Raw genomic sequence first — 25,839 nt, forward strand, 5'->3', positions numbered from 1 at the left:
GATGGCCCGTCAGCGCCCCCTTGTCTAGGGCTGGGCCTCCCCTGCGAGCACTGCGGGAGGCCGCGGGGAGACCCTAGCCGTTCATGAGCCCGCCGCCGTCGAGGATCATCATGTCCATCTCGGTGCCGGCATCGAGCGCCATGATCGGATCGGCATCGAAGGTCGCCGCCCCCGGCCGGCCGCCGCCATTGCCGCCACCGGGCGCCTCGGGCGGCCCCGCATCGGGCGGCGCATTGGGCGGCAATTGCACCTCGAAGCCGAAATAGTTGCCCCCCACATCGGCGGCATCGACACCCGCGATGGTGAGGCTGTCGCCGGTGCCCCAGCTGATCACCGCGCCGAGCGCGCCATCCTCGATGAGGATGTCGCCCATGTTGACCACCCCGAGGCTGGCATCGAAGGCGATCTCGTCCGTGCCCGCCTCGAAATCGAGGATGATATCGTCGCCGCTGTCGGGGCCGATGAAGAAAGTATCGGCGCCCTCGCCCCCGGTCAGTTCATCATCGCCCGTGCCACCGTCGAGGAAATCCGCGCCGCCATCGCCGAACAGCTGGTCATCGCCGCCCTCGCCGAACAGCTGGTCGGCCTCGCTGCCGCCGTGGAGCATGTCGTTGCCCGCACCGCCGTGCAGCTCGTCCATGTCGCCGTCGCCGAACAGCTGGTCCTCGCCCGCGCCGCCGAAGATCAAGTCGTCGCCGGTCCCGCCATGCAGCTCGTCGTTACCGGCAAGGCTCTCGCCCGGCGCGCCCGGGAATTCATTGTTGCTCGGGATGTCGGCGGCGTCCTCGTAAAGCGTGATCTCGCTGAAGCGCACGTTGAAGCTGCGTTCGACATAGATGGCGCCGTCGCCGTGGATCACGTCCGCGCCCGCGCCGCCATGGATCACGTCGTCGCCGCCATCGCCCGCCAGCACATTGGCGAACATGTCGCCCGTCAGCACGTCATTGCCGATCGAGCCCGACAGGTTCTCGACCTCGCTCGCGGCGACCGATCCGGTGCCGACGAGCTGCGCGCCCAGAACCGCGAGGCTGAAGCTCACGCCGTTGAACTGGCGGAAGGAAAGCGTGTCATTGTCGGCCCCGCCGATGACGGTGAGATGGCCGTTGTCGAGCGTGCCGTCATTGCCGAAGTCGCGCCGTTCGGTGCCGACCTCGATGAGGTCGTCGCCACCGCGCCCGTCGATCACGTCGTCGCCGCCAAAGCCGATGAACCAGTTCGACCCGCCGTCACCCGAAATCTGGTCATTGCCGTTCGAGCCCCACACATCCTCGAAATTGGCGATGAGGTCGGTCTCGCCGCGGCTGCTGGTGGCGGTGCCGGCCTCCAGATCGATGACCATGTCGGCCCAGTCGAAATGATAGGCGAGCGTGTCGAAGCCGCCCGTCCCGTCGGCCTCGCTGCCGCCGTCGAGCACATCGCTGCCCTGGTCGCCGCGCACGAGGTCGTTGCCCGCGCCGCCATAGACCTCGTCGTCGCCCGCCTGGCCGGCGAGATAGTCCTTGCCGCCGCCACCGTTCAGCACGTCATTGTCATTCTGCCCGAAGAACAGGTCGTCGCCGTCAGTGCCGTGGAAGGTGTCGTTGCCGTCGCCGCCATAGGCGCGCACCGCGAGCTGGCCGGCGTTGCCGTAGAAGGTATCGTCGCCGTCCTCGCCGAACAGCCGGTCCTCTCCGGTCCCCGCGTAGAAGGTGTCGTCGCCCTCCCCGCCATAGGCGTAATCCTTGCCGTCGCCTGTATGAATCTCGTCATTGCCGCGCTCGCCATAGATGGTGTCATCGCCATCGCCGCCATAGAGCACGTCGTTATAGCTCGCCCCGTCCACGGCATCCCACAGGGTCAAGACGAAGCCGTTCTCGTCCATCCACACCGTATTGTCGCCGTAAATGGTGTCGTGGCCGCCACCACCATATATGGTGTCGTCGCCCATGTTGCCGAGGATGACATTGGCCTCGCCGTCGCCGGTCAGCAGGTCATTGCCGATCCCCCCAGCCAGGTTCTCGAACCCGGTCGCGAGCACCGTGCCGCGCCCGGTATCCTGTACCGTGCCCTGCTCGGCGAGGCTGAACTCGAAGCCGAGCCCGTCATTCGTGTTCTGCGACTGGTCGCGCAGCTCGAGGAAGTCGACGCCCGTGCCGCCATGCGCCTCGTGATCGCCTTCGCCCAGCCAGACCATGTCATCGCCGCCGCCGGCATCGATATAGTCACTGTTGCGTCCCATTGCCTGGCCCGAATGGTTGGCCTCGCCGCCGATCAGCAGCTCGTTGCCCCCAGTGCCGAGGAGGCGATCCTCGAACTCGGTCGCCCAGACCCCCTCGATCCCGCTCAGCACGTCGGTGCCATGGGCGCCATTGGCGACCTGTTCGGTCAGCGACAGGTCGATCTCGACGCCCTCGCCCGACCAGGTCAGCCAGCGATATTCGACGAGGTCGAAGCCGTCGCCGCCGTGGAACTGGTCATCACCCTCGCTGGCGCCGATCCAGTCGTTGCCGGCCTCGCCGTGGATGATGTCATTGCCACCCCAGCCACCATAGAGACTGTCATTGCCATCGCCGCCCCAGATCTCGTTATCCTCGAGATTGCCCCAGATTTGGTCGTCGAAGGCGGTGCCGATGATATTCTCGATGCCGACATGCCAGTCGCCCGCCGCAGCACCGTCGAACTGGCCCCACAGTTCGCGGATGATGACCGCCGACGCCTCGCCCGAATAGTCGACCGTATCCACGCCGTCGCCGCCGTCGAGATAATCGCCGCCCGCCCCGCCGATGAGCGTGTCATTGCCATGCTCGCCATAAAGCTCGTCATCGCCGGCGCCGCCGATCAGCACGTCGTCATAGCTCAGGCTCGGATCGGCTGCGTCGAGTTCGAACACCCACACGCCATCCTCGCCCATGCGCGAGACGCGGTCGCCATAGAGGATGTCATTCTCCTCCCCGCCGTCGATCACGTCATTGCCGCGGAAACCGGCGATGATGTTCTGCCCGTCGTCGCCGGTGAGCCTGTCATCCTCGCCGCTGCCCGAGAGATGCTCGAAGCCTACCGCCTCGATGAGCCCGCGCCCGCTGTCCTGGACCTCGCCCTGCCGGGCCAGGCTGAAGGTGAAACCCTTGCCCTCGACATGGCTGTTCTGGCTTGAATCGAACAGTTCGAGCACGTCTTCGCCGATCCCGCCGTCGGCATAATGATTGCCCTCGCCGAGCCAGACGATGTCATTGCCATCCCCCGCCTCGATATGGTCGTTGTTGCGGCTCGAGCCATTGGCATAATAGCCGAACAGGTAATTGGCCCCGTCCGAGCCGATGATGACATCTTCGAACGGCGTGCCGAACACCCCTTCGATGCTCTCGAGACGGTCGGTGCCGAACTGCACATGCGCATCCTGCACCGCCTTGCCCAGATCGACATTGGCCCCGTCACCCTCGGGGTTGTAAAAATAATAGTCGGCGTAGACGATGAAGTCGAAATCGTCCCCGCCATGATAGAGGTCGTCCCCGCCCCAGGCGTAGATGAAGTCCATCCCGCCCTCGCCGTAGACGCTGTCATCACCGCCGAGCGAGGAGATGTAGTCGGTCGAACCGCCGGCATGGATGACATTGGCTTCCCAGTCTCCGCGCAACAGGTCGACATGGTCCGAGCCGACGAGATTCTCGATGCTCGACAGGGTATCGCCCGCCGCGCCGCGCGAGGTGGTGCCATCGTAGAGGAAGACGTTGACGCCCTCGCTGGCATCGGCCCAGCTGGCCGTGTCATTGCCCTCGCCGCCATCGAGATGGTCGGCGCCTTCGCCACCTTCGAGGAAATCGTCGCCGCCTTCGCCATGGAGCGTGTCATCGCCCGCGCCGCCATAGAGAAAGTCGCCAAACTCGCCCGACGGGTCACGGCGCTGCGCCACCAGCGCATCGTCGCTGTCGACCACCACCAGGCCATAATCGCTGTCGCCCCACAGCGTGTCATTGTCGCCGCCGCCATGCAGCTCGTCCACGCCCGCGCCGCCGTAGAGGATGTTGGCCCCGTCATCGCCGGTGAGCACATCGTCGAAATCACTGCCCGCGACATTCTCGAAGCCGGCCTGGACCAGCGTGCCATGCCCCCAGTCCTGCGCCACGCCCTTGACCGACAGGTCGATCGTCACCCCGCCGGCCAGATCCCAGTCGTCGGCGCGCAGCGTGTCATTGTCGGCGCCGCCGTCCACCTCGGCATTGCCGATGCCGAAACTGATGAAGTCATCGCCGCCATGGCCGCGGATCACGTCATGGTTGAGCCCTTCGCCCCAGCTGGTGCCACCCCACAGGAAGTTGTCACCGTCATCGCCGTCGATCACGTCGGCATAGCGGCTGCCCTGCACGCCCTCGACATCGATGAGCTGGTCGGTGCCGCGCCACGCATCCGGGTCCTGCCACTGCTTGCGAAGATCGATGACGATCCCTGCCTGCCCGTCATTGCTGTCCCAGACATAGGAGACGAGGTCGTTGCCCGCGCCCCCGTCATAAAGATCGTCGCCCCAGCCCAGCGCGACGAAGTCATAGCCCTCCTCGCCATAGAAGCTGTCATTGCCGCCGAAGCCGTTCATGCTGTCATTGCCGGCACCGCCCTTGAAGACATTGTCCTCCACCGGCCAGAAGGGCGCCCACAGGATATCGTCATGGTCGGTGGCGATGATATTCTCGATGCTGACCAGCGTATCGCCCGCTGCCGCGCCCGCCATGGTGTTGCCGTCATAGCCGCGGATCTGCACGCCCTCGCTGGCGCCCGAATAGTCGACCGTGTCGGTGCCATCGCCGCCGTCCATATAGTCGGCGCCTTCGCCATGCTCGCCCCAGGCGATGAAGGTGTCGTCGCCCGCACCGCCGTACAGGGCGTCATTCTCGGTGCCGCCGAACAGGTGATCATCGCCGTCGCCGCCGAAGAGCGTGTCCTCGCCCCCCTCGCCGTAGAGCCAGTCATTGCCCGCGACCTGCCCCGCGATCACGTCGCCATTCTCGTTCCAGTAGAGGCCGCGCGCGCCCGACAGGCCGGTGTCGCTGATCATCGCGATCCGCGCATCGCCATAGAGCGTGTCGCCGCCCTCGCCGCCGAACAGATGGTCGTTGCCAAGATCGCCCGCCAGTTCGTTGGCACCGCCATCGCCGGTCAGCATGTCATCGCCGATCGAGCCCGACAGGTGCTCGAAGCCCGTCGCCACCACCGACCCGTTGGCATAGGCGACCTCGATCCCCTGGTCGGTCGCCAGCGAATAGACCACCGGCGCGACGACCCAACCGCCGCCCGGGTTCATGGCATAGAAGAAGGACAGCGTGTCGCCCTCGACATGCACCCCGCCCTCGGCGGTCACCGCGCCGCTGCCGAGCATGATGAGGTCATCGCCGCCGCGCCCGTCGACGACATCGTCGCCACCCGAGGTCAGGATCACATTGTCGGCATTATCGCCGTAGAGCATGTCGGCATGGGGCGTGCCCGACAGGTTCTCGAAGCCCGACAGCGTGTCGAGCCCCATGCCGGTGTCCTGCGCCACCCCAACGATGGCGAGATCGACCGTGACCCCCACCGGATTGTTGTAGAAGCCGACGCGGTCGACGCCGTCGCCGCCCTCCATCACATCATCGCCCGTGCCGCCGCGGACATAGTCGTCGCCCGCGCCCGCATCCACGACATCGTCGCCCCCGAGGCTGCGGATGAAATCGGCCCCGCCGAGGCCCTCGACGAGGTCTCCCTCCTCGGTCCCGACCAGCCCGAAGTCATTGCCCTCGGTCCCGGTGATGGGATTGAGCGTATTCAGGGTCAGCACCTGCGCGTGGACCTCGCTGTCGCTCGCATAGATGGTGACGAGATCGCCTCCGCCCGTCAGGGCGATATCGACCTCGCTGTCATTGACCTGGTCCGAGCCCACCAGCGTGATCTCGCCGAGTGCGAACGCGCCATTTTCCATCCCCACCTCGCGCACCGCGATGTCGCGGCTCGCGGTTTCGTAGGCGATGACGAAATTTCCATTGTCGAGCGCCACCAGCTGGGCATCGCTGTTGAACCCCGAAGGCGCCTCGGGGCCGTCGAGGCGCACCGGGGTGCTGAGCGCGTTCCAGTCGCTGTCATAGTGACGGGCGACGATCATCTTGCCGCCCGAGGGGGCATCCATCGTCCAGTAGACGACGTGCGTTCCGTCGGCCAGTTCGACCAGGCCCGGGCGCCCGATGCGCGCACTGAAGGTCGGCGTGGAATAGACCTCGGTCTCGCCGGTCTTGGTGCCATTGGCATCGAAGTGGAAGATGGTCAGCACATAGCCGAGGCTGCTGCCGTCGACCTGCGTCACGATCACCGCGTCGAAGCCGCCATTCTCCGCCGCCTGCAGGTCCTCGACATAGAGCCTGTCGGTCGCCCCCTCGAGGAACAGTTGCTCGCCCCCGACCGGCGCGCCATTGGCGTCGAACATGCGCAGGCCCGCCGCAGTCTGGTCGCCCTGGCTGGAAAAGTACATCACGGCGAAGCCGCCGCCATCGAGGGCGACGATGTGCGAATAGTCCTGCTGGCCGTCGACATATTGGTTGGCGCGCACGACCGCGCTCGTCGCGGTCCCGTCGCTGGCGAACTGCTGGACATAGATGTCATAGGCGCCGTCCGCGCCCGCCCCGCCCCAGCTCAGGACGAAGCTGCCGTCGTCGCGCACGTCGACGTCGATCGAGCCATGGCCGCCGCTGCCGCTGGTCAGGACCAGCGGGTCGCCGAGCGGGTCATGCGCGCTGTCGAACCATTGGGCGAGGACCTGCTCGGAACCCCAGCCGCCCTGGATCCAGAACAGGATATAGCCGCCATCGGGAAGCGCCACGACCTTGGGCGATTGGGCATGGACGCTGCCCGAATTGACATCCACTTCCTCGTCCCAGCGCTTCCATTCGGCCATGTCCGGTCTCCCCCGATCGCAATTCTCACATCGACTCGATTCACTAATGCTTAACTGCTAGATGTTTAACCTATGAGAAGTTGCAGGTCGGGCTCGGCGGCCTGTTTCGGGACTCTCCTGCCAAAAAGCGGGCTCTCCGGGCATGGACGTAGCGGGTTAACGCGCTTGACAGGGCAAGGCGGCTTTTCCAGCCTCCACCCTCGGGGGAGCGTTCACGACGGGGGACATGCACAGTGGCTTACGCATCGCGCCACCTCTTGGACTATTTCGACCGCCTGGCGCGGCTCGACGAAGAGCGGCTCGATCCCGCGCAGCGCTTCGAGCGGGCGAGCACCATCTTCTACGACTTTCTCCATGCGCTCGGCATCGAGCATTGCAATTTCGGCATCTTCGAGACCATCGGCGGCCATGTCGAACCGGTCAATTTCGCCGGCACCCGCCTGTCCGACGGCTTCATGGAGGAGTTCGCGGGCGAGCATATGGAGCGCGACGATTATGTCATGATGCGCGCCGGCGGCCTGTCGGCAGCACGCCCCACCGACAATTTCCGGATCGGGCGCGAGGCCGCGCTGCACTGGGGCGACCATATCGCCGACACCCGCCGCGTACACCTGCGCTGCTGCGACGCGGGCATCGAGGAAGGCCGCGCCTATATCGGCCAGCGCCAGCATTTACGCGGCGCCGACGGCGCGGCGCGCTATTACGGCTTCGTTTTCGCCGGCTCGGACCACGCCGGCGGCCAGCAGGCCCACCGCCACTTCGAACAGGCCCGCGTGGCCGCCCATGCCCTCATGGACAAGGTCGGCCATGTCATGGACGCGCGGCAGGACAATTTCACCTACGACCTCACCCCGCGCGAGACCGAGATGGTCAAGCTCCTCGCCGCCGGCCTCCAGCGCGGCCAGATCGCCGAACGCTGCAAGCTCTCGCTCTCGACCGTCGATATGCACCTTGCCAATTTGCGTCACAAACTGGACGCCGCCACGCTGGCCGAAGCCGTCGCCAAGGCCTTCCGCTACGGCATCGTCCGCTAGACCCCAACACCAACCCGTCGCCCCAGCGAAGGCTGGGGCCCATGGCATCCCGAAATTCGATGACGCCCGTTTCAAGGGAGACGGCCCGCAACAAAAAACGGGCCGCTCCCCGAAGGGAACGGCCCGTCTCTTGTTCGACCAGGAAGCGTCGCGAAGCTTAGGCTTCGGCGTCTTCTTCCATTTCGACCGGCCCGCTGTCCTGGCCCTTGGCCGAGGTGTCGCGGTCGACGAATTCGATCACCGCCATCTGCGCGGCGTCCGACTTGCGGATGCCGGCCTTGATGACGCGGGTGTAACCGCCGTTACGGTCGGCATAGCGCTCGGCGAGGACGTCGAACAGCTTCTGCAGCTGCGCATCGTCCATCAGCTTCGAGTGCGCGAGGCGACGGTTCGACAGGCCACCCTTCTTGGCAAGCGTGACGAGCTTCTCGACATAGGGACGCAGTTCCTTCGCCTTGGGAAGGGTGGTCTTGATCTGCTCGTGCTTGATCAGCGCCGCCGCCATGTTGCGCAGGAGCGCGATGCGGTGCGAGGTGGTGCGGTTGAGTTTACGATGGCCAACGCGATGGCGCATGGTGCTTTCTCCGTTCGTATGCGGTCCGTATGAGGTAACCGCAGCCTGGCCGATGCTTGATGGTGGGGACCGGCCGTTCCCATTGAAAAAGCCGACGAAATCACCTTCGCCGGTCTTGCCCGCGCCCAAGACAACAATTCGCCGCCAGAGTCAAGCAAGTCGCTACTCTGGTGGCGACCTCGTCCACCCCGGCGGCACCAGCTGCCCGTCCACCTCGGACCAGCCCGCCGCCAGCTTCTCCTCGCGCAATTCCGCCTGCAATCGCTCGAGCCGCTCGAGCACCGCCGAGCGCGCCGCCGCCACCCGCGCCGCATCGGGCGCGGCGGCGCCAGCCTCCGCCTTCGCCCGCGCCCGCCCCTCGAACATCTTGGCAATCTCCAGCGCCTCGCGCGTCGACACCTTGGGAAAGCCCTCGCGCAATGCCACCGCTTCGGGATCGAACTGCGCCTGCGCCGCCTCCATCAAGAGGTGCGGCAGCCGCTCCATCGCCAACCCCAGCGCCCCGTCCCAGTCGCGCGCAAACGGGGCATCGAGATGCCGCCGCCGATAGAGCGCATTGGTTGACAGTCCGCACGCCGCCGCCGCCAGTCCCACATTGCCCGTCGCCGCCAGCTCCTCGAGAAACCGTGCCCGCCGCGCCTGCGACCAGCGCCCGCTCGCCGCCCGCCGCGCCCCCGTCGGCGTCACCACCACTTCGCCTACCGGCACCGGCACCTCGCCGCCACGCGCCGCGCCGCCGCTCTCGCTGCGAAACCGCGCCAAGGCTCCTGTCCAAGCCGCATCGAACGCCGGCTTCCGGCGTCGCGCCTTGTAGGCCGTCTGAACGCAGATCCCCGCGACCTTCGCCGAGGCCCGCACATTGCCGCACCGCGCCAGCGCCGTCAGGAACGGCGGCGACCACTGGTCGAAAGCCCCTAGCGCCACGGCCAGCCTGCCCCGCCAGCGCTGCCGCGCAAGTCCTCGCCAGGGGCACGCCCCTGACAACTCCATTTTCCCATAGGTCACTCTCCTTTCGGAAAGTGGTAACCTATCTGGATAGCTGTAGGACAGGGCGCCTAGCGCTTGCCGCGATGCGGCTTGGGTTTGGATTGGGGCTTGCCCTTGAACTTGGGCTTGAACGGCTTGGGTCCACGCGGGCCATCGCCCGCCCCGCCCCGCGCCGGCTTCACCGCGAACTTCGGCCCGCCCTGCTTCTTGTTCTGCCGCGCCATCTCGCGCGGACCTTCGGGCGAAAAGTGGATCGGGATCGCGTCCTGCTCGTCATCGCCGCCCGCGGTGCGCGCCAGCGCATCCTCGACCTTGGGTGCCACCGCTCGCGGCACCTGGAAGAAGGTCTCGTGCTGGCCGATGCGGATCGCGCCGATCTCGTTGCGCGTGATATGCCCGCGGCGGCAGATGAGCGGCAGGATCCAGCGCGGCCCCGCATTCTGGCGGCGCCCCACCCCCATGCGGAACCACACCGTGTCCTCGAACCCCGGGCGATGCGCATCGGCCTTCACCCGCTCGCGCGCCTCGGGCGTGTTGGGAATGAGCTCCTCGGGCTGCGGCATCTTGGAACGATGCGCCTGGATGAGCGCGGTCGCCAGCTCGACCGGCGTCATCCTGTCGATGAGCTCGGCCGCCAGCCCCAGCTCCTCTTCTTCCGGATCCACCGGCGCGCTGATCTTCTCGAGCAGGCGATCACGATCCATCGCGCGGATCTGTTCGGGGCTCGGCGCGTCCATCCACTCGGCCTCGATCTTGGCCCCGCGCAGCATGCCCTCGACCCGCCGCCTGCGGTTATAGGGCACGATGATCGCCGCCGTCCCCTTCTTGCCCGCGCGGCCCGTCCGGCCCGAGCGGTGCTGCAGCGTCTCGGCATCGCGCGGCACCTCGACATGGACGACGAGGGTCAGGTTCGGAAGGTCGATGCCGCGCGCCGCGACATCGGTCGCCACGCACACCCGCGCGCGCCCGTCACGCAACGCCTGCAGCGCCTGGTTGCGCTCCGACTGCGAATGTTCGCCCGACAGCGCCACCACGTCGAAGCCGCGGTTCTGGAGCGTGGCATGGAGCCGCCGCACATTGTCGCGCGTCGCGCAGAAACAGATCGCCGTCTCCGCCTCGTGATAGCGCAAGAGGTTCACCACCGCATTCTCGATGTCCGACGGCGCCACGCTGATCGCCTCATAGGCGATGTCGCCATGCCCGCGCGTATCCCCGGCGAGCGTCAGCCGCAGCGCGTCCTGCTGGTAGCGCTCGGCCAGCCGCACGATCGGCCGCGGCATGGTCGCCGAGAAAAGCAGCGTCCGCCGCCCCTCGGGCGTCGCGTCGAGGATCTCTTCCAGATCCTCGCGAAAGCCCATGTCGAGCATCTCGTCGGCCTCGTCGAGCACCACGCCCACCAGCCCCGACAGGTCGAGCGCCCCGCGCTCCAGATGATCGCGCAGCCGTCCCGGCGTGCCGACGACCACCGCCGGCCCCGTCCGCAAATTGCGCCGTTCTTTCGAGGCATCCATCCCGCCGACACAGGTCGCGATCCGCATCCCCGCCTTGGCATAGAGCCACTCGAGCTCGCGGCTCACCTGCAGCGCCAGCTCACGCGTCGGCGCGATGATCAGCGCCAGCGGCTTGTCGACCAGCGGCACATCCCCGATCGCGCCCAAGAGTTCGTCCGCCAGCGCGATGCCGAACGCCACCGTCTTGCCCGACCCCGTCTGCGCCGAGACGATGAGATCGCGCCCGCGCGCCTCCTCGTCGCTGACGGCGGCCTGCACGGGGGTGAGCGTCTCATACCCCTTCTCGGCAAAGGCGGACTGGAGAACGGGGGGCAAGTGATCGAAGGACATGAAATCTCGCTAAATAGCCGGGCCATGGCGCGAGGCGCGCAGAGGACGGCAACGTCAGTAAGTGCCACGGCCAACCGCCGGCACGGCCCGCGTCAGTCGCAGGGTCGCGCGCGCCATAGAGCAAAAATGCCCGTTTGGCTTGTGCTAAGTTGTTGAATCCAGCGCGCCCGCGTCCTCACCAGCAAAGATCGCACGATATTGCTCCGCAAGCGCTGCCGCGCGAGCCAGCTTGGGGGCCCCGCCCCCAAACCCCCGTCGACAGAGCGTAGTCGAGGAAAAGCGCTTTGCTGCCTTCAGCGCTCGTCGCAGCGTGACCCTCAATGTCGGGTCGGGCCTATGAAGGCAGCTAATCGCTCCCCCAGTTTGGCTTGCTGGATTTCGCATTCCCAGATGGTCAGGACGTCCCAACCCAAATCTTTCAGTGCAGCCTCATGTCGCTCATCTCGCGCCCGGTTTGTTGCGAATTTCTGATCCCAGAATTCCGTGTTTGACGACGGCTTGCGCGAGATTGGGCATTTGGGGTCAAGGTGTTGGTGCCAGAAGCACCCGTGCACAAATACGGCCTTCTTGCGCCCCACAAACGCAATGTCGGGTTTTCCGGGCAAGTCTTTTCGGTGAAGGCGAAACCTATATCCCATACCGTGAAGGAGGCGACGTACCGCCAATTCGGGACGCGTATCTTTTGCCTTCGAACCCCGCATGATGTTCGCCCGCTTCTCGCGAGAAACAAAATCAGCCATGGGCTTCGAACGTGCTAGTATCCCGCCTTGTTCAAGATAGTGTCGAAATGCTTCGCGACAGCCTCGGCTAACTTCACCGGCACCGCATTTCCGATCTGCGTATATTTAGGCACCTCCCGTTCAAAGATGCCCTCCTTGGGATTGCCAGCACGCCGAAGCCCACCCGTAGTTCGTTTCCCCTTAAACACATAGGTGTCCGGGAAGGTCTGCAATCTTGCCCACTCTCGAACCGTCAGTGATCGGGGCTGTTCAAAGTGCACGTAATCATCGGGCAACGAACACGCCGTAATCGTCGGCCCTTGGTTTCCCCAACGTCGGCGAAGGCGACGTTGCGCGAACTTCTTGGTCTTATACTCTTCAGGCACCGACCCGTCGCCATCCAGCATGGCCTGGAATTTCGCCACCACCTTCTCAGAATGCTTGCTGTACTCATGCTCAGTGACAGGGTGCAACTCGCGAGCCAGCGCTCCTGGGCGGAAATATCTCTGCCACGCGGTCTTGGCTTGTCTCGGATACGCGCCTGTAGCGAACCCGCCCACAAAGTCTCGATTTGCAAGCCGAGCTGGCACGGTTTCGTCGATCAGGTCGCCAAAAATGTCTTCAAGGTCGGGAGCGCTTTGCGTCGGCCCCGGGAGCAATCCACAGAGCACCGCGTCTTCTTCATGCTTTGACAGGTCGATCAGGTCCCCGACCCTATCGAGGATATCGTTCCGTATACCGGCAATCAGGACTCGCGGGCGGTTTTGGGGAACACCGTAGTCTTTCGCGTACACGAGCTTCCACCGAACGGCATAACCATGGGCCTCTCCAAGTTTCTTGAAGCGACCATAGACATCATCCCAAATTTCGCCCTTGCGCCCATCTTTCGTCCATCGCGACGAGAGAAGCCCCTTCACATTCTCAAACAGGAACAGGCGAGGACGGACATGCTCGATGACTCCGGCCATTTTCTCGTAAAGCCGGTTCGAAGGGATTTCTGCCTTATCCACCGCGTAGGAACGGCGGTGGCCAATCCCGCTATAGCCTTGGCACGGCGGGCCACCGGCCAACACGTCAACGTTTCCGTCGTCACCGAATTTAATTGCCTCACCAGCGGCATTTAGGAAATCCTCGACCTGATTCAGTCGAGCCGTGTCCAACTCAGCGACGTCTGCCGAGTGCAGCTGTTTCAACTGGTGAAATTTCTCACCACCAATCCGGTGCTCACGGTTCGCGAGATATGTATCGCGCGCGTCATTATTCAGTTCGTTGACGAGGATCGGCGTGAAACCTGCCTGCTCAAATCCCAATGAGAGGCCGCCACATCCGGCGAATAGGTCAATCATTGGGCGTTGCACGGGAGCCCATTCCTTCTCAAAAGTTTGCCCATCGTCTGCGATCAGAATGTCGGATTCGTCGTGCAACATCTAAGCCCCCTTTTGCGCCTCGATTCAACCAAGCACAAAAGGCGAACAAAAACCAGGTGATCTCTGTCCGCTATAGATCATTTAATGGGATCTAGACTGATAGCTCTACGTTCGATCAAGTGCCGGATGTGTTCACGGACGTCACCGATGACAGCGCTGCCAAACACCAGCTTGAACATCTCTCCCACGCTCCACGCTACGCACTCTTGGGATGGCATGCCCCAAAAATTCTTACCCGATAGCGCCGCAACACGTCGAACCGGCATACCGTCCGCCTTGAAGGGCTTATTTTGGCTCGGTAGAGCGACGAAACTATAAGTGAACCTCTTCAAATCGTCGATATCGCGGGCATCATTCCCAATGGAGATTCCTTGAGCGTGAAACCCTTTTGCGCGATAGACTAGATCCCACAACATAGGGTTTTGGGCGCTATCATTCCAAGATGTCTTGCATTGGATAATGTGCACAGAAGTCTTGCCCATATTTCTTCCAACGAAATCTGAAATCGCGCGATGGTCGAATCCTTGGACAGCTGAATCCATATCGGACGGGAAGGTCAGGCCAATAAGGTCAGACTCACTGTTAGTTGGCCTATTGTTATAATTGATCGATATTGCGTCCAACACTGGCTTCGGAATAAGAGACTTGCTGTGCTTACCTACAACTGCCGACGTGTGAGTTAGGACTAGATTTAGGTACCAGCATACCAGACCTTCCCAAGCTGCGCCTCCACTCGCCAAAACATTTTGATCCCGACCTTTATTTTTATCTTCCTTCTTTTTAGCAGTCTTCCGGAAGATATCGCGAAGGTTGCCCCCAAGCTTATAGATCGCCTCCTCATCTTGAAGATCGTTCGTCAATCTGGCGATCTCAGCTCGCCAAATCGGCCAGCCTTTCTCGAAAACCGGCATCGAGAACACCCGACGCAAAGACTCTTCACGATACGCCTCTACAGATTGTTGCATTAAGCCCCCCATAAATCGGAGCTATTGATTGCGCGCTATGAGGCGAATTGAAAGCCTTTTGGGCTTGCGCCTATCCAAGTGATCTCCCTGCTCTGTCTTCCATGTTGTTCTCGGGCACCATTTGCCAATCCTCAACGGCAAGGGTCAGGGCAGCCTGACCCCGTCGATTTAGTCCGCTTTCGCGGCAGGCCGGCCGCTTTCCGTCTTCTCTACGACATACGAAAAAGGGCCGCCCCTCGCGGGACGGCCCTCAATCTCTTCACATCGGAAGATGGCGTTAGCCGAGCAGTTCCTGCTCGAGCTTCTTGGCCATTTCCTCGATGTTCTCGGGCGGCCAGCCCGGGATTTCCATGCCGAGACGCAGGCCCATGCTCGCGAGCACTTCCTTGATCTCGTTGAGCGACTTGCGGCCGAAGTTCGGCGTGCGCAGCATCTCCGCTTCGGTCTTCTGCACGAGATCGCCGATGTAGATGATGTTGTCGTTCTTGAGGCAGTTGGCCGAACGCACCGACAGCTCGAGCTCGTCGACCTTCTTGAGAAGGTAACGGTTGAGCTGGTTGGTGTCCTGGCCACCTTCGGCAGCGCCGCCAGCGGCCTGGCCCTGCGCCGGAGCGGGGGCGACCATGCTGTCGTCGAAGTGGACGAACAGCTGGAGCTGGTCCTGGAGGATGCGCGCGGCATAGGCGACGGCATCTTCCGGGGTGACCGTGCCATCGGTCTCGATGGTGAGGCTCAGCTTGTCATAGTCCAGTTCCTGGCCGACGCGGGTGTTTTCCACCTTGTAGGCGACCTGGCGGATCGGGCTGTACAGGCTGTCGACCGGGATGAGGCCGATCGGCGCGTCGGCCGGGCGGTTCATCGCGGCGGGCACATAGCCCTTACCGATGTCGGCGGTCAGCTCCATGTTGAGCGTGGCGCCTTCGTCGAGGTGACAGATGACGAGATCGGGGTTGGTGATCTCGATGTCGCCGGGGCAGCTGATCTGGCCGGCGGTGACTTCACCGGGGCCGGTCGCCGACAGCTGCAGGCGCTTGGGGCCTTCGCCTTCCATCTTCACCGCGACCTGCTTGACGTTGATCACGATGTCGGTGATGTCCTCGCGGACACCGGCCAGCGACGAGAATTCGTGCAGCACGCCCTCGATCTTCATCGAGGTGATGGCGGCGCCCTGGAGGCTGGAGAGGAGGACGCGGCGCAGCGAGTTGCCGAGCGTCATCCCGAAGCCGCGCTCGAGCGGCTCGGCCACGAAGGTCGCCTTGCGCTTGGCGTCGGCACCGGGCTTGCGGTCGAGGCCCTGCGGCTTTTTCAGTTCCTGCCAGTTCTTCGCGTTGATCGACATAATGTCCCCAGATGTTCGGCGGGGCGTCCCCCGCCAGTGTTAACAATGTGTCGGGCCGAGACGGTCTCGGCCCGAGGCGATCAGCGCGCTGTTAGACGCGGCGGCGCTTGGACGGGCGGACCCCGTTGTGCGGGATCGGGGTGACGTCGCGGATCGAGGTGATGGTGAAGCCCACCGCCTGCAGCGCACGGAGCGCCGATTCGCGACCCGAACCCGGGCCCTTGACTTCGACTTCGAGGGTACGAACGCCATGATCCTGCGCCTTCTTGCCGGCGTCTTCGGCGGCAACCTGCGCGGCATAAGGGGTCGACTTGCGCGAGCCCTTGAAGCCCATCATGCCGGCCGAGGACCAGCTGATCGCATTGCCCTGCGCGTCGGTGATGGTGATCATGGTGTTGTTGAAGCTGGCGTTTACATGGGCGACGCCGGCGGTGATGTTCTTGCGCTCACGGCGACGAACGCGCTGCGGTTCACGTGCCATATTGAAATCTCTCTTCTAAAAAGCTGTGCGAGAAGCGAGCCGGAAAGGCTTACTTCTTCTTGCCGGCGATCGGCTTGGCCTTGCCCTTGCGGGTGCGCGCATTGGTGTGCGTGCGCTGGCCGCGGACCGGCAGGCCGGCACGGTGACGCAGGCCACGATAGGACTTGAGGTCCATCAGGCGCTTGATGTCCATCGCGCGTTCGCGGCGAAGGTCGCCTTCGACGGTATAGTCGGCGTCGATCGTTTCGCGGATCTGCAGGACTTCCTGGTCCGACAGGTCGGCAACGCGACGTTCCGGCGCGATCTTCAGCTTTTCGGTGATTTCCTTGGCGGTGGTGTGACCGATGCCATGGATGTAGGTGAGCGCGATCTCGACGCGCTTGTTGGTCGGGATGTTGACCCCGGCGATACGTGCCATAACGTAATATTCTCCTTACGGCTCCACGGGTTGGCGGGCACTTGCCAACCCATCTCAAAGCGTTCCCCCGTACCAACGATGAAAACGGCGGACGCAACGAGGGCGCCGCCGGTCACCGCGGTTCGGGATGGGCGCGAAATAGGAAGGCGCCGCCGGAGAGTCAAGGGCCGTGCAAGAAGGTTATGGAGCAAAAGCCCCCCTCCTGCCATTAGTGCTCCATGGGGACCCCTAACTTCACCTTCGAGGACCATGAGGTCAAGCCCGGCACGCGCCTTGCCGTCGACGTGCCGATCAGCCGCGATACCGCCGGATCGATGGTGCACCTGCCGGTGCGCGTCATCCACGGCGCTCACCCCGGCCCCGTCCTCCTCATCTCCGCCGCCATCCATGGCGACGAGATCAGCGGGATCGAGGTGGTGCGCCGCCTGATGGCCAAGATGCAGCCCAAGAAGCTGCGCGGCACGCTGCTCGCCGTGCCCATCGTCAACCCCTTCGGCTTCGTCGCATGGTCGCGCTATTTGCCCGACCGCCGCGACCTCAACCGCAGCTTCCCCGGCCGCGAGGACGGCAGCCTTGCCAGCCGCATCGCCTATCTCTTCCGCACCCTCCTCATGGAGCGCGCGGACTTCGCCATCGACCTCCATTCGGCCGCCATCCACCGCTACAACCTGCCGCAAATCCGTGTCAGCCCCGATTGCGGCAAGGCGAGCGAACTCGCCCGCGCCTTCTCGCCCCCGATCATCATGCACAGCCCCTTGCGCGACGGCTCGATGCGCGGGGTGGCGATGGAGAACGGGCTCGAGATGCTGCTTTACGAAGCGGGCGAAGCGCTGCGCTTCGACGATTTCTCCACCCGCGTCGGCGTCAACGGCATCCTGCGCGTGATGGCGGCGATGGACATGCTCGACCTCAAGAAGTCCAAGCGCGAGATCGCCGCGCCGCTGGAAAGCACCCGCTCTATCTGGCTGCGCTCCCCGCGCGGCGGCATCGCCTCGATCCGCACGCCCTCGGGCCGCAAGGTCGCGCTGGGGCAGGTCGTCGCCACCGTGCGCAACCCCACCCATCCCGAGGAGGAAAGCGTCATCAAGTCGCCGATCGAGGGCCTCGTCATCGGCCACAGCCGGATGGGCGCGGTCAACCGCGGCGATGCCCTCCTCCATATCGCGCAATTGGGCGAAAGCGGCATCTACCTCGACCCCCTCACCGAGGAACGCCTCTCTGGCGCCCTCCTCGACGAGCATGAGATCGACTAGGCGCGAGGCCCTTCCCTCGCTAAGCAACCCCCATGCAGCGGTTCCGTCACACCGATCCCGTCCCCGAGGCCTTGCGCGGCGCGATTGTCGCGCTGGGCAATTTCGACGGCTTCCACTTCGGTCACCAGGCCGTCGTCGGACGCGCCATCGCCAAGGCGGCGCATGAGGGGCGGCCTGCGGTGGTAGCCACATTCGATCCGCATCCGGTGCGGCACTTCCGCCCCGACGCCAAGCCCTTCCGCCTCACCACCCTCGACCAGCGCGAGGAGCTGTTCGCCCATGCTGGTGCCGACGGCATGCTGGTGTTCGCCTTCGACGACACGCTGGCCTCGCTCACCGCCGCCGAGTTCGTCGAGCTGCTTGCCGACAAGCTCGGCGTCGCTGGCGTTGTCACCGGCGAGGACTTCACCTTCGGCAAGGGCCGCGAGGGCGATGTGCGCAAGATCGCCGAACTGGGCGCGGCGAAAGGCATGAGCGCCGAGGCCGTCGGCGCGGTCGGGATGGAAGACGCAATCGTCTCCTCCAGCCGCATCCGCGAGGCGCTGCAGGCAGGCGATCCGGCCACCGCCACCCGCCTCCTCACCCGCCCCTTCGGGGTGCGTGGCCCGGTCGTCCACGGCGACAAGCGCGGGCGCGAGCTCGGCTGGCCGACCGCCAACATGGAGATGGGCCAGTATCTCCGCCCCGCCTACGGCGTCTACGCCACCCGCGTGCGCCTCCCCGACGGCAGCGAACATGACGCCGTCTCCAACCTCGGCGTGCGCCCGATGTTCGACCCGCCCAAGGAGTTGCTCGAGACCTTCATCTTCGATTTCTCGGGCGATCTCTACGGACAGGAGGTGGAGGTCCAGCTCCACCATTACCTCCGCCCCGAAGCCGCCTTCCACGATCTCGAGGCCTTGAAGCGCCAGATGGACGCCGACGGCGCCGAGGCGCGCAGGCTCCTCGGCGAGGGCCGCGCCTCCTAAATCGTCATCCCAGCGAAGGCTGGGATCCATGCCGAGTGGGTGCTACGCAAGTCATCGCCGGATCGTAGACATGGACCCCAGCCTTCGCTGGGGCGGCGGTGTATGGGCGGGCACGTTTACATCATGACGAACAAATCGTTCGGGACGCTGTACGTCGGCGTGACGAGCGATCTGGCGCGCCGGGTCTGGCAGCATCGCGAAGGTAGCGGCTCGGCTTTTTGCAGAAAGCACGGCCTCGACAAACTGGTTTATGCCGAGCCTCATGATCACATCGAGGACGCCATCGCGCGCGAAAAGGCGATGAAGGCGTGGAAGCGCAATTGGAAGCTTCGGCTGATCATGGACACCAACCCCGACTGGCGCGACCTGTACGACGACCTGCTTGCGTGACTTGGTGGCATGGGCCCCAGCCTTCGCTGGGGCGACGATTCCGGTTGTCTCTGCGAGCGCGCCCCCTTAAGCGCTTGATCCCATGTCCGATAAGCCGAACTACAAAGACACGGTCTTCCTTCCCAAGACCGACTTCCCGATGAAAGCCGGTCTCCCGCAGAAGGAGCCGAAGATCCTCGCCCGTTGGCAGGCGGAGGACATTTACGGGCAGGTGCGCGAAGCCCGCGCGGGCGCGGAGAAATTCATCCTCCATGACGGCCCGCCCTATGCCAATGGCGACATCCATATCGGCCATGCGCTGAACAAGACCATCAAGGACGTGGTCGTGCGCTCGCAGACCTTGCTCGGCAAGGACGCGCCCTATGTGCCCGGCTGGGACTGCCACGGTCTCCCGATCGAGTGGAAGATCGAGGAGAAGTATCGCAAGAAGAAGAAGGACAAGAAGGACGTCGCCCCGGCCGAATTCCGCGCCGAATGCCGTGCCTATGCCGCCGAATGGGTCGAGGTGCAGGCGGGCCAGTTCCAGCGGCTCGGCAATATCGGCGAGTGGGACAAGCCCTACCTCACCATGCGCCCCGAGGCCGAGGCGGGCATCGTCGCCGAGCTCTTCAAATTCGCGGAAACCGGCCAGCTTTATCGCGGGTCGAAGCCGGTGATGTGGTCGCCGGTAGAGGAAACCGCGCTGGCCGAGGCCGAGGTCGAATATCAGGATTTGACGGATAGCCCGCAGATCGACGTGGCCTTCGAGATTGTCGAGAGCAAGGTGCCCGAACTGGTCGGCGCTTATGCGGTCATCTGGACGACGACGCCGTGGACGATCCCGGTCAACCAGGCGCTGAGCTTCGGGCCCGAGATAGACTATGCGCTCGTCGAGGCCGATGGCCGCCGTTTCATCGTCGGTGTCGAGCTTCTCGAAGCGGTCGCCAAGCGCACGGGCATGAGCTTTGCGGACGTGAAGCGGTTCAAAGGCAAAGACCTCGAAGGCACCATCGCCCGCCACCCGATGCACGAGCTCGGCGGTTTCTACGCCAAGCCGCGCCCGCTGCTCGCCGGCGACTTCGTCACCACCGACAGCGGCACCGGCATCGTCCACATGGCGCCCGACCATGGCGAGGACGATTTCAAGCTGTGCAAAAGCCATGGCATCGAGCCCGTCTTCGCGGTCGAGCGCGATGGCACCTATCGCGACGACTGGCTGTGGCTCGGCGGGGACGACGAGCGCCGCCGCAGCGTCATCAACAAGCCCTTCAACTCGCCCGAAGGCCCGATCTGCTCGGACCTGCGCGAGGCGGGCGCGCTTCTCTCGGCCAGCGCCGATTACCAGCACAGCTATCCGCATAGCTGGCGCTCGAAGGCCAAGGTCATCTACCGCTGCACCCCGCAGTGGTTCATCGCGATGGACAAGCCGCTCGGCCACCTCAACCCCAAGACCCCTGCGGAAAAGCGCTGGGAGGACGAGGGTGGCCCCGCGGGCGACACCGGCCCGATCAGCGATTATCCGACGCTGCGCGAAGCCGCCATGGAAGCGATCGACAAGACCCGCTTCTATCCCGAGCGCGGGCGCAACCGCATCGGCACGATGGTCGCCGACCGTCCAGACTGGCTGATCAGCCGCCAGCGCGCCTGGGGCGTGCCCATCGCACTGTTCGTCGAGCGCAAGTCGGGCGAACTGCTCGTGGATGCCGACGTCAACGCCCGCATCGTCGAGGCCATGCGCGCCGAGGGCGTCGATGCCTGGCGCGAGGACCGTGCCCAGCACTTCCTCGGGGACGGCCGCGACCCCGCCGATTACGAGATGGTCACCGACATCCTCGATGTGTGGTTCGATTCAGGCTCGACCCATGCCTTCGTGCTCGAGAGCGGCGAATGGCCCGACCTGTCCTCGCCCGCCGACCTCTATCTCGAAGGCAGTGACCAGCATCGCGGCTGGTTCCAGTCCTCGCTTCTCGAAAGCTGCGGCACCCGCGGCCGCGCGCCCTACAAGGCGCTGCTCACCCACGGCTTCACCATGGACGCCAAGGGCATGAAGATGTCGAAGAGCCTCGGCAACACCATCAGCCCGCTGAAGGTGATGGAGCAATATGGCGCCGACATCATCCGCCTGTGGGCGATGAGCGTCGACTATACCGAGGACCATCGCATCGGCGACGAGATCCTGCGCGGCGTCGGCGACCAGTATCGCAAGCTGCGCAATTCGCTGCGCTACCTCTTGGGCGCGCTGGTTGACTACGATCCCGCCAACGCCGTGCCCGCCGCCGACATGCCCGAGCTCGAGCGCTACATGCTCCACCGCATCGCCGAGGTGTCGGACGTGCTGCGCGCCGCGGCGGAGAGCTACGACTTCAACCGCTATGTCCGCACGCTGGTCGATTTCGCGCAGGACGATCTCTCGAGCTTCTTCTTCGATATCCGCAAGGACCGGCTCTACTGCGACGTCAACGCCGAGACTGGCGAGCAAACGCATGTGCGCGCCGCCTATCGCACCGTGCTCGACGTGCTGTTCCACGGCCTCGTGCGCTGGCTCTCGCCGATCCTCGTCTTCACGGCAGAAGAGGCATGGACGACGCGCTACCCCGAGGGCGGCAGCGTCCACACGCTCTCCTGGCCCGAGATCGAGGACGGCTGGAAGGACGACAAGCTCGCCGCGCGTTGGACTGACCTCCGCGACCTGCGCGCTCGCGTCACCGAGGCGATCGAACCCTATCGCAAGGACAAGGTGATCCGCTCCAGTCTGCAGGCCGAAGTCACGGTCGACAGTGCCGAGGATCCCGACTTCCTCGCCGAACTCTTCATCTCGGGGCCGGTCCACAAGGGCGATGGCCTGAAGATCGAGACCACCAACCACGCCAAGTGCGGGCGCTGCTGGCGCCACCTCCCCGAGGTGGACGAGGACGGCGACCTGTGCGGGCGCTGCGAAGAGGTGCTCAAGTGACCGTCCGCCGCGGGATGGCCGTCGCCATTGCCCTCTTCATCCTCGACCAGCTCGTCAAATGGTGGATCGTCGGGCCCTTCGCGCTCGAGGCCAAGGGCAGCGTCCATATCGTCGATATCTTCAACCTGACCTGGGTCGAGAACCGCGGTATCTCGCTCGGCATGCTCCAGGCCGACAGCGACATGGCGCGCTGGGGGCTCGTCGTCGGCACCGCGATCATCGCGATGGTGGTGGGCTGGCTGATGACCCGTCCGGGCGAGGAAGGCGACCGCTTGGGCTTCGCCATGATCCTCGGCGGGGCGCTGGGCAATATCGTCGATCGGGTGCGCTTCGGCTATGTCGTCGATTATGCGGACTTGCACTTTGGTGAATTTCGGCCTTTCTATGTGTTCAACATTGCCGACGCGGCCATCTCCCTGGGCGTCGCTTACCTACTCATCCGCGCCTTCTGGCCTCGGCGCGAAAAGGAGACTTCCAATGCGTAAGGCGCTTGCCTTCACTTTCATCGCCGCGACCGCCCTTTCGGCTTGCGCCAGCAACCAGGGCTCGCTCGACGAATATGCGGTGACGCGCAACGCGCCGCTCGTCATCCCGCCGGACTATACGCTGCAGCCGCCGCGCGCGGGCACCGTGTCGACGAGCGCCGGCGAAGCGCAGACCCGCGCCCTCGAAGCGCTGTTCGGTGGCCCCGCGCCCCGTTCGGCTGCCGAGCGCATGGTCGTCAGCCAGGCCGCCGACGGCGGCACCATCCCGCTCGGCGCGCGCTCGACCGCGGGCGATCCCGACACCCGCGTCGTCGACAAGGGCGCGACCACGCAGGACATCCTGAACGCGCCGGAAGGCGACGGCCAGGACGCCGCCGCCGACACGCCGCAATAAGCTTTCCAGGGGGACGGAAAACATGAGCGAGGCCGGAAACAAATTGCAGAACGGGCTGGTCGATATCGAAAGCCAGCTCGAACGCGCACGTCGCAAGCTCGAGGACGGGCTGAACCTCGTCGACGAGGCATCGAAGGCGCTGTCGGACATCCAGCAGGCGGTGCTCGGCGCCCCCGCGCCCGGCGCGGCGCAGGACGCCGACGAGACCGCATCGAAACTGCTCGCAAGCCTCAAGGCGCAGGGGCAGGAAATGCCCGAGAGCCTGTGCGGCGGCCGCATGAACGTGGACGCGGTGCAGCGCCTCATCCGCATCGACGGGCATCCGATCGGCATCACCGAAATGGAATATCGCGTGCTCGAACTGCTGGCCTATGCCCGCAACAATGTCGTCACGCGCAACATGCTCCTGAAGCATCTCTATCGCCGTGCCGACGACCAGCCGCAGCCCAAGATCATCGACGTCTTCATCTCCAAGCTGCGCAAGAAATTGCGCTCGGCGAGCGGCGGGGCGGAGTTCATCGAGACGATCCCGCAGCGCGGCTGGATCCTGCGCGACATCGAACCGAGCTGAGGCCGACACGGGCAAATCGGGCGATGCGTTTCTCATCGCTACGATAACCCGGCCTTAACCGTTGGAATTTAGAAGGGAGGCAAGCGGTTAATCCGTTTGCCTCCTTTTCTTTCTCTCAGCGGGCGCCCCCGTGCGCCGATGGAACATTCATGTCGAAAATTCTTATCACCGTCCCCTTCATGATGGCCGCCTCGATGCTCGGCTGCGATACCGCCGACCAGGCCGTCGAGCCGACCGATACCAAGACCGCGCAGCTCGATACGACCGCTGCCGAAGCTGCCGCGCCCGCCGCGAGCAGCGCCACCATCGCCTATGTGCTCGAATATGTCGGCAAGGACGGCGAAGCGCTGACCGCCGCGAAGATCGACGGCCTGCCGCTGACCAGCGCGACCGGCGACTGCCCCGAAGGCTTCGAACGCGTCGGCGAATTCACCCCCGACATGACGACCGTCACCTGCCGCGAGGAAGACGACGAGGTCGCCGAGGTCCTGCCCGAGACCGCCAACAAGCCGGTGAGCCAGCCGCGCCCCGCGCCGAAGCCCGCTGCCCAGCCGGCGGCCCAGCCCGCCAGCGCCCCGGCCACCACGCCCGCCAGCGCCCCTGCGCCGGCCAGCGCGCCCGCGCCGGCGCCCGCGGCCGCCAACCCCGTTCCCCCGGCACCGCCGGCAGCCGCGCCCGCGCCTGCCGCCACCGCGCCGGTGACGTCGACCGCGACGGCCGCCGCCGCGCCCGCCGCACAGGTCACCCCCGCCGCTGCCGCGGCCTCGGGTGGCGGCGCGGGCAACATCCTGCCGATCGCCGGTGGCGGTGCGCTCATCGCCATCGCGGCGGTGGTCGCATCGAGTGGCGGTTCGAAGGACGAGGATCGCCCCGTTTCCGATTAATCCACGCTTCATCGCGGCCAGCGCAAGAGAGCAGGCATGATCGCACCGCTGCCCCACCGTTCGACCATCGCCCCCGCCGCGACCGCCGCACCTGTCGCTCTAGCGCTTGGAAATTTTTGGAGGGCCGGTGCCTAGCGCGCCGGCCCTTCTTCCTTGGGGGTGTCGGGATCGCCGCCCCATTCGGACCAGCTGCCATCATAGAGCCGCCCCTCGCCCGAGCCGAGCAGCTGCGCGGCGAACAGGCTCGAGCAGGCCGTCACCCCCGACCCGCAGCTGGCGGTGAACGGTTCGTGCGGATCGACCCCCGCCGCCGCAAAGGCGGCACGCAGGCCGTCGGCATCCTTGAAAGTGCCATCCTCGCGATAGAATTGCCCCATCGGCAGGCTGGCCGCGCCCGGCACATGGCCCTTGCCCATGCCGGGGCGCGGCTCCTCGCCCTCGCCGCAGAAGCGCGCGGCGCTGCGCGCATCGACGACGCGGGGCGCCTTGCCGCCTAGCAGATCGGCCTTGGTAACGATGCGCTGCGTGGTGCCCGCATCGGGCCATAGGCCCGTGCGCACCCGCGCGGGGCCGCGCTCGATCGCCCTGCCCTCGCCGCGCCACTTGCCGAGACCGCCATCGAGGATGGCGACCTGTGGTGCCCCATAATGACGGAAGGTGAACCAGCCGCGCGCCGCGCTGCGCAGCGGGCTGTCGTCATAGGCGATGATCGGCTTGTCGCGCCTGATGCCCAGCGCCTCGAGCATCTCGCAGCCAAGCGCGGGCGGGGGCAGCATATGCGGCGCCGCATGGTCGGGATCGGCAAAGGCGCGGATGTCGAGCCGCAGGGCACCCGGGATATGCCCCGCCTCATACTCGGCATTGGCGTCGCGGCCATGGTCGGCGAGGAACATGGTGCAATCGACGGGCTGGACCTCATCGAGATGCGCCGCCAGCCATTCGGTGGTCACCAGGTCGTCCATGCTTCCTCTCCTCTTTTATGAAAAAGGGCGCCTCGCGGGCGCCCTTTCCTAACCGATCGTCATGCGGACCTTAAGTGTCCTGCGCTTCCAGTTCGGAGCCGAGCTTGAGCACCTTGTCCCCGTCCTCCTGCTTGATCAGGTAGGCGGGATTGTCCTCGCTGCCATCGCGGGTGACTTCATTGCCGTCGATGGTGCGCGTCACCTCGCGCTCGAAGCGCTCCTCGACCTGCCCGCAGCCGGTGCCGTTGCCCCAGTCCCATTTGACGTACTGGTCGGTCTGGAAACTGTTGTCGTTACTCATGGCGACTTCTCCTTCGAACCATCAA

Annotated in this window: 21 protein-coding genes; 9 read left to right on the forward strand and 12 right to left on the reverse strand. The window is 65.0% G+C overall.

Going from position 1 to position 25,839, the window contains the following annotated elements; translation table 11 throughout:
* Positions 1-73 precede the first annotated feature (73 nt).
* Positions 74-6,889, reverse strand: coding sequence for a hypothetical protein (locus NUW81_RS12020; protein ID WP_280638871.1), 6,816 nt, complete (start codon positions 6,887-6,889; stop codon positions 74-76).
* 233 nt (positions 6,890-7,122) lie between these two features.
* Between NUW81_RS12020 and NUW81_RS05425 the strand changes: the two genes are divergently transcribed.
* Positions 7,123-7,923 (forward strand): helix-turn-helix transcriptional regulator, encoded by an 801-nt coding sequence (locus NUW81_RS05425; RefSeq protein ID WP_245111225.1) that lies wholly within the window; start codon positions 7,123-7,125, stop codon positions 7,921-7,923.
* 157 nt (positions 7,924-8,080) lie between these two features.
* Here the strand turns inward: NUW81_RS05425 and rplQ are convergent, their stop codons facing one another.
* The 9 genes from rplQ to rpsM form a co-directional block, all read right to left on the reverse strand.
* Positions 8,081-8,497, reverse strand: coding sequence for a 50S ribosomal protein L17 (rplQ, locus tag NUW81_RS05430; RefSeq protein ID WP_245111227.1), 417 nt, complete (start codon positions 8,495-8,497; stop codon positions 8,081-8,083).
* 162 nt (positions 8,498-8,659) lie between these two features.
* Complete coding sequence (locus NUW81_RS05435) at positions 8,660-9,259, reverse strand: hypothetical protein (protein WP_245111229.1); 600 nt, start codon at positions 9,257-9,259, stop codon at positions 8,660-8,662.
* A 293-nt stretch (positions 9,260-9,552) separates the two neighbouring features.
* The gene (locus tag NUW81_RS05440) at positions 9,553-11,325 is read right to left on the reverse strand and encodes a DEAD/DEAH box helicase (RefSeq protein ID WP_245111232.1); all 1,773 of its coding nucleotides are present in this window, start codon (positions 11,323-11,325) and stop codon (positions 9,553-9,555) included.
* Positions 11,326-11,642: 317 nt separating this feature from the next.
* A complete protein-coding gene (locus NUW81_RS05445) occupies positions 11,643-12,065 on the reverse strand; it encodes a very short patch repair endonuclease (protein ID WP_245111234.1) in 423 nt (140 codons plus the stop codon).
* A 14-nt stretch (positions 12,066-12,079) separates the two neighbouring features.
* Positions 12,080-13,471 carry a DNA cytosine methyltransferase gene (locus tag NUW81_RS05450; RefSeq protein ID WP_245111236.1) on the reverse strand — a complete coding sequence of 464 codons (1,392 nt, stop codon included), beginning with the start codon at positions 13,469-13,471 and terminating at the stop codon, positions 12,080-12,082.
* Positions 13,472-13,548: 77 nt separating this feature from the next.
* On the reverse strand, positions 13,549-14,436 hold the full coding sequence (locus tag NUW81_RS05455) for a hypothetical protein (RefSeq protein ID WP_245111238.1): 888 nt from the start codon (positions 14,434-14,436) through the stop codon (positions 13,549-13,551).
* A 277-nt stretch (positions 14,437-14,713) separates the two neighbouring features.
* The gene (locus NUW81_RS05460) at positions 14,714-15,775 is read right to left on the reverse strand and encodes a DNA-directed RNA polymerase subunit alpha (RefSeq protein WP_245111240.1); all 1,062 of its coding nucleotides are present in this window, start codon (positions 15,773-15,775) and stop codon (positions 14,714-14,716) included.
* Between the two features lie 91 nt (positions 15,776-15,866).
* Positions 15,867-16,256 (reverse strand): 30S ribosomal protein S11, encoded by a 390-nt coding sequence (gene rpsK / locus NUW81_RS05465; RefSeq protein ID WP_245111242.1) that lies wholly within the window; start codon positions 16,254-16,256, stop codon positions 15,867-15,869.
* 49 nt (positions 16,257-16,305) lie between these two features.
* Positions 16,306-16,674, reverse strand: coding sequence for a 30S ribosomal protein S13 (gene rpsM, locus NUW81_RS05470; protein ID WP_245111244.1), 369 nt, complete (start codon positions 16,672-16,674; stop codon positions 16,306-16,308).
* Between the two features lie 218 nt (positions 16,675-16,892).
* Between rpsM and NUW81_RS05475 the strand changes: the two genes are divergently transcribed.
* The 8 genes from NUW81_RS05475 (at position 16,893) to NUW81_RS05510 (ending at position 24,551) form a co-directional block, all read left to right on the forward strand.
* A complete protein-coding gene (locus tag NUW81_RS05475; RefSeq protein ID WP_245111247.1) occupies positions 16,893-17,927 on the forward strand; it encodes a succinylglutamate desuccinylase/aspartoacylase family protein in 1,035 nt (344 codons plus the stop codon).
* Positions 17,928-17,959: 32 nt separating this feature from the next.
* Positions 17,960-18,895: a bifunctional riboflavin kinase/FAD synthetase gene (locus NUW81_RS05480; RefSeq protein WP_245111249.1), complete on the forward strand. Its 936-nt coding sequence runs from the start codon at positions 17,960-17,962 to the stop codon at positions 18,893-18,895.
* 102 nt (positions 18,896-18,997) lie between these two features.
* On the forward strand, positions 18,998-19,285 hold the full coding sequence (locus tag NUW81_RS05485) for a GIY-YIG nuclease family protein (protein ID WP_245111251.1): 288 nt from the start codon (positions 18,998-19,000) through the stop codon (positions 19,283-19,285).
* A gap of 82 nt (positions 19,286-19,367) precedes the next feature.
* Positions 19,368-22,217 carry an isoleucine--tRNA ligase gene (ileS, locus tag NUW81_RS05490; RefSeq protein WP_245111253.1) on the forward strand — a complete coding sequence of 950 codons (2,850 nt, stop codon included), beginning with the start codon at positions 19,368-19,370 and terminating at the stop codon, positions 22,215-22,217.
* Positions 22,214-22,702: a signal peptidase II gene (lspA, locus tag NUW81_RS05495; RefSeq protein ID WP_245111255.1), complete on the forward strand. Its 489-nt coding sequence runs from the start codon at positions 22,214-22,216 to the stop codon at positions 22,700-22,702. The genes ileS and lspA overlap by 4 nt, the downstream gene beginning before the upstream one ends.
* Positions 22,695-23,096, forward strand: coding sequence for a DUF3035 domain-containing protein (locus NUW81_RS05500; protein ID WP_245111258.1), 402 nt, complete (start codon positions 22,695-22,697; stop codon positions 23,094-23,096). The genes lspA and NUW81_RS05500 overlap by 8 nt, the downstream gene beginning before the upstream one ends.
* A 22-nt stretch (positions 23,097-23,118) precedes the next feature.
* Entirely contained in the window at positions 23,119-23,667 is a 549-nt protein-coding gene (locus NUW81_RS05505) for a winged helix-turn-helix domain-containing protein (protein ID WP_245111261.1), read from the forward strand.
* A gap of 149 nt (positions 23,668-23,816) precedes the next feature.
* Positions 23,817-24,551 carry a hypothetical protein gene (locus tag NUW81_RS05510; protein WP_245111263.1) on the forward strand — a complete coding sequence of 245 codons (735 nt, stop codon included), beginning with the start codon at positions 23,817-23,819 and terminating at the stop codon, positions 24,549-24,551.
* Positions 24,552-24,682: 131 nt separating this feature from the next.
* Here the strand turns inward: NUW81_RS05510 and NUW81_RS05515 are convergent, their stop codons facing one another.
* Together NUW81_RS05515 and NUW81_RS05520 are read right to left on the reverse strand one after the other, a co-directional pair.
* Positions 24,683-25,513, reverse strand: a complete 831-nt coding sequence (locus tag NUW81_RS05515) for a sulfurtransferase (protein WP_245111265.1) — start codon at positions 25,511-25,513, stop codon at positions 24,683-24,685.
* A gap of 70 nt (positions 25,514-25,583) precedes the next feature.
* Positions 25,584-25,814 carry a hypervirulence associated TUDOR domain-containing protein gene (locus NUW81_RS05520; protein WP_245111267.1) on the reverse strand — a complete coding sequence of 77 codons (231 nt, stop codon included), beginning with the start codon at positions 25,812-25,814 and terminating at the stop codon, positions 25,584-25,586.
* Between the last annotated feature and the right edge of the window lie 25 nt (positions 25,815-25,839).

The sequence above is a fragment of the Sphingomicrobium aestuariivivum genome (genome assembly GCF_024721585.1).
Taxonomy (GTDB): domain Bacteria; phylum Pseudomonadota; class Alphaproteobacteria; order Sphingomonadales; family Sphingomonadaceae; genus Sphingomicrobium; species Sphingomicrobium aestuariivivum.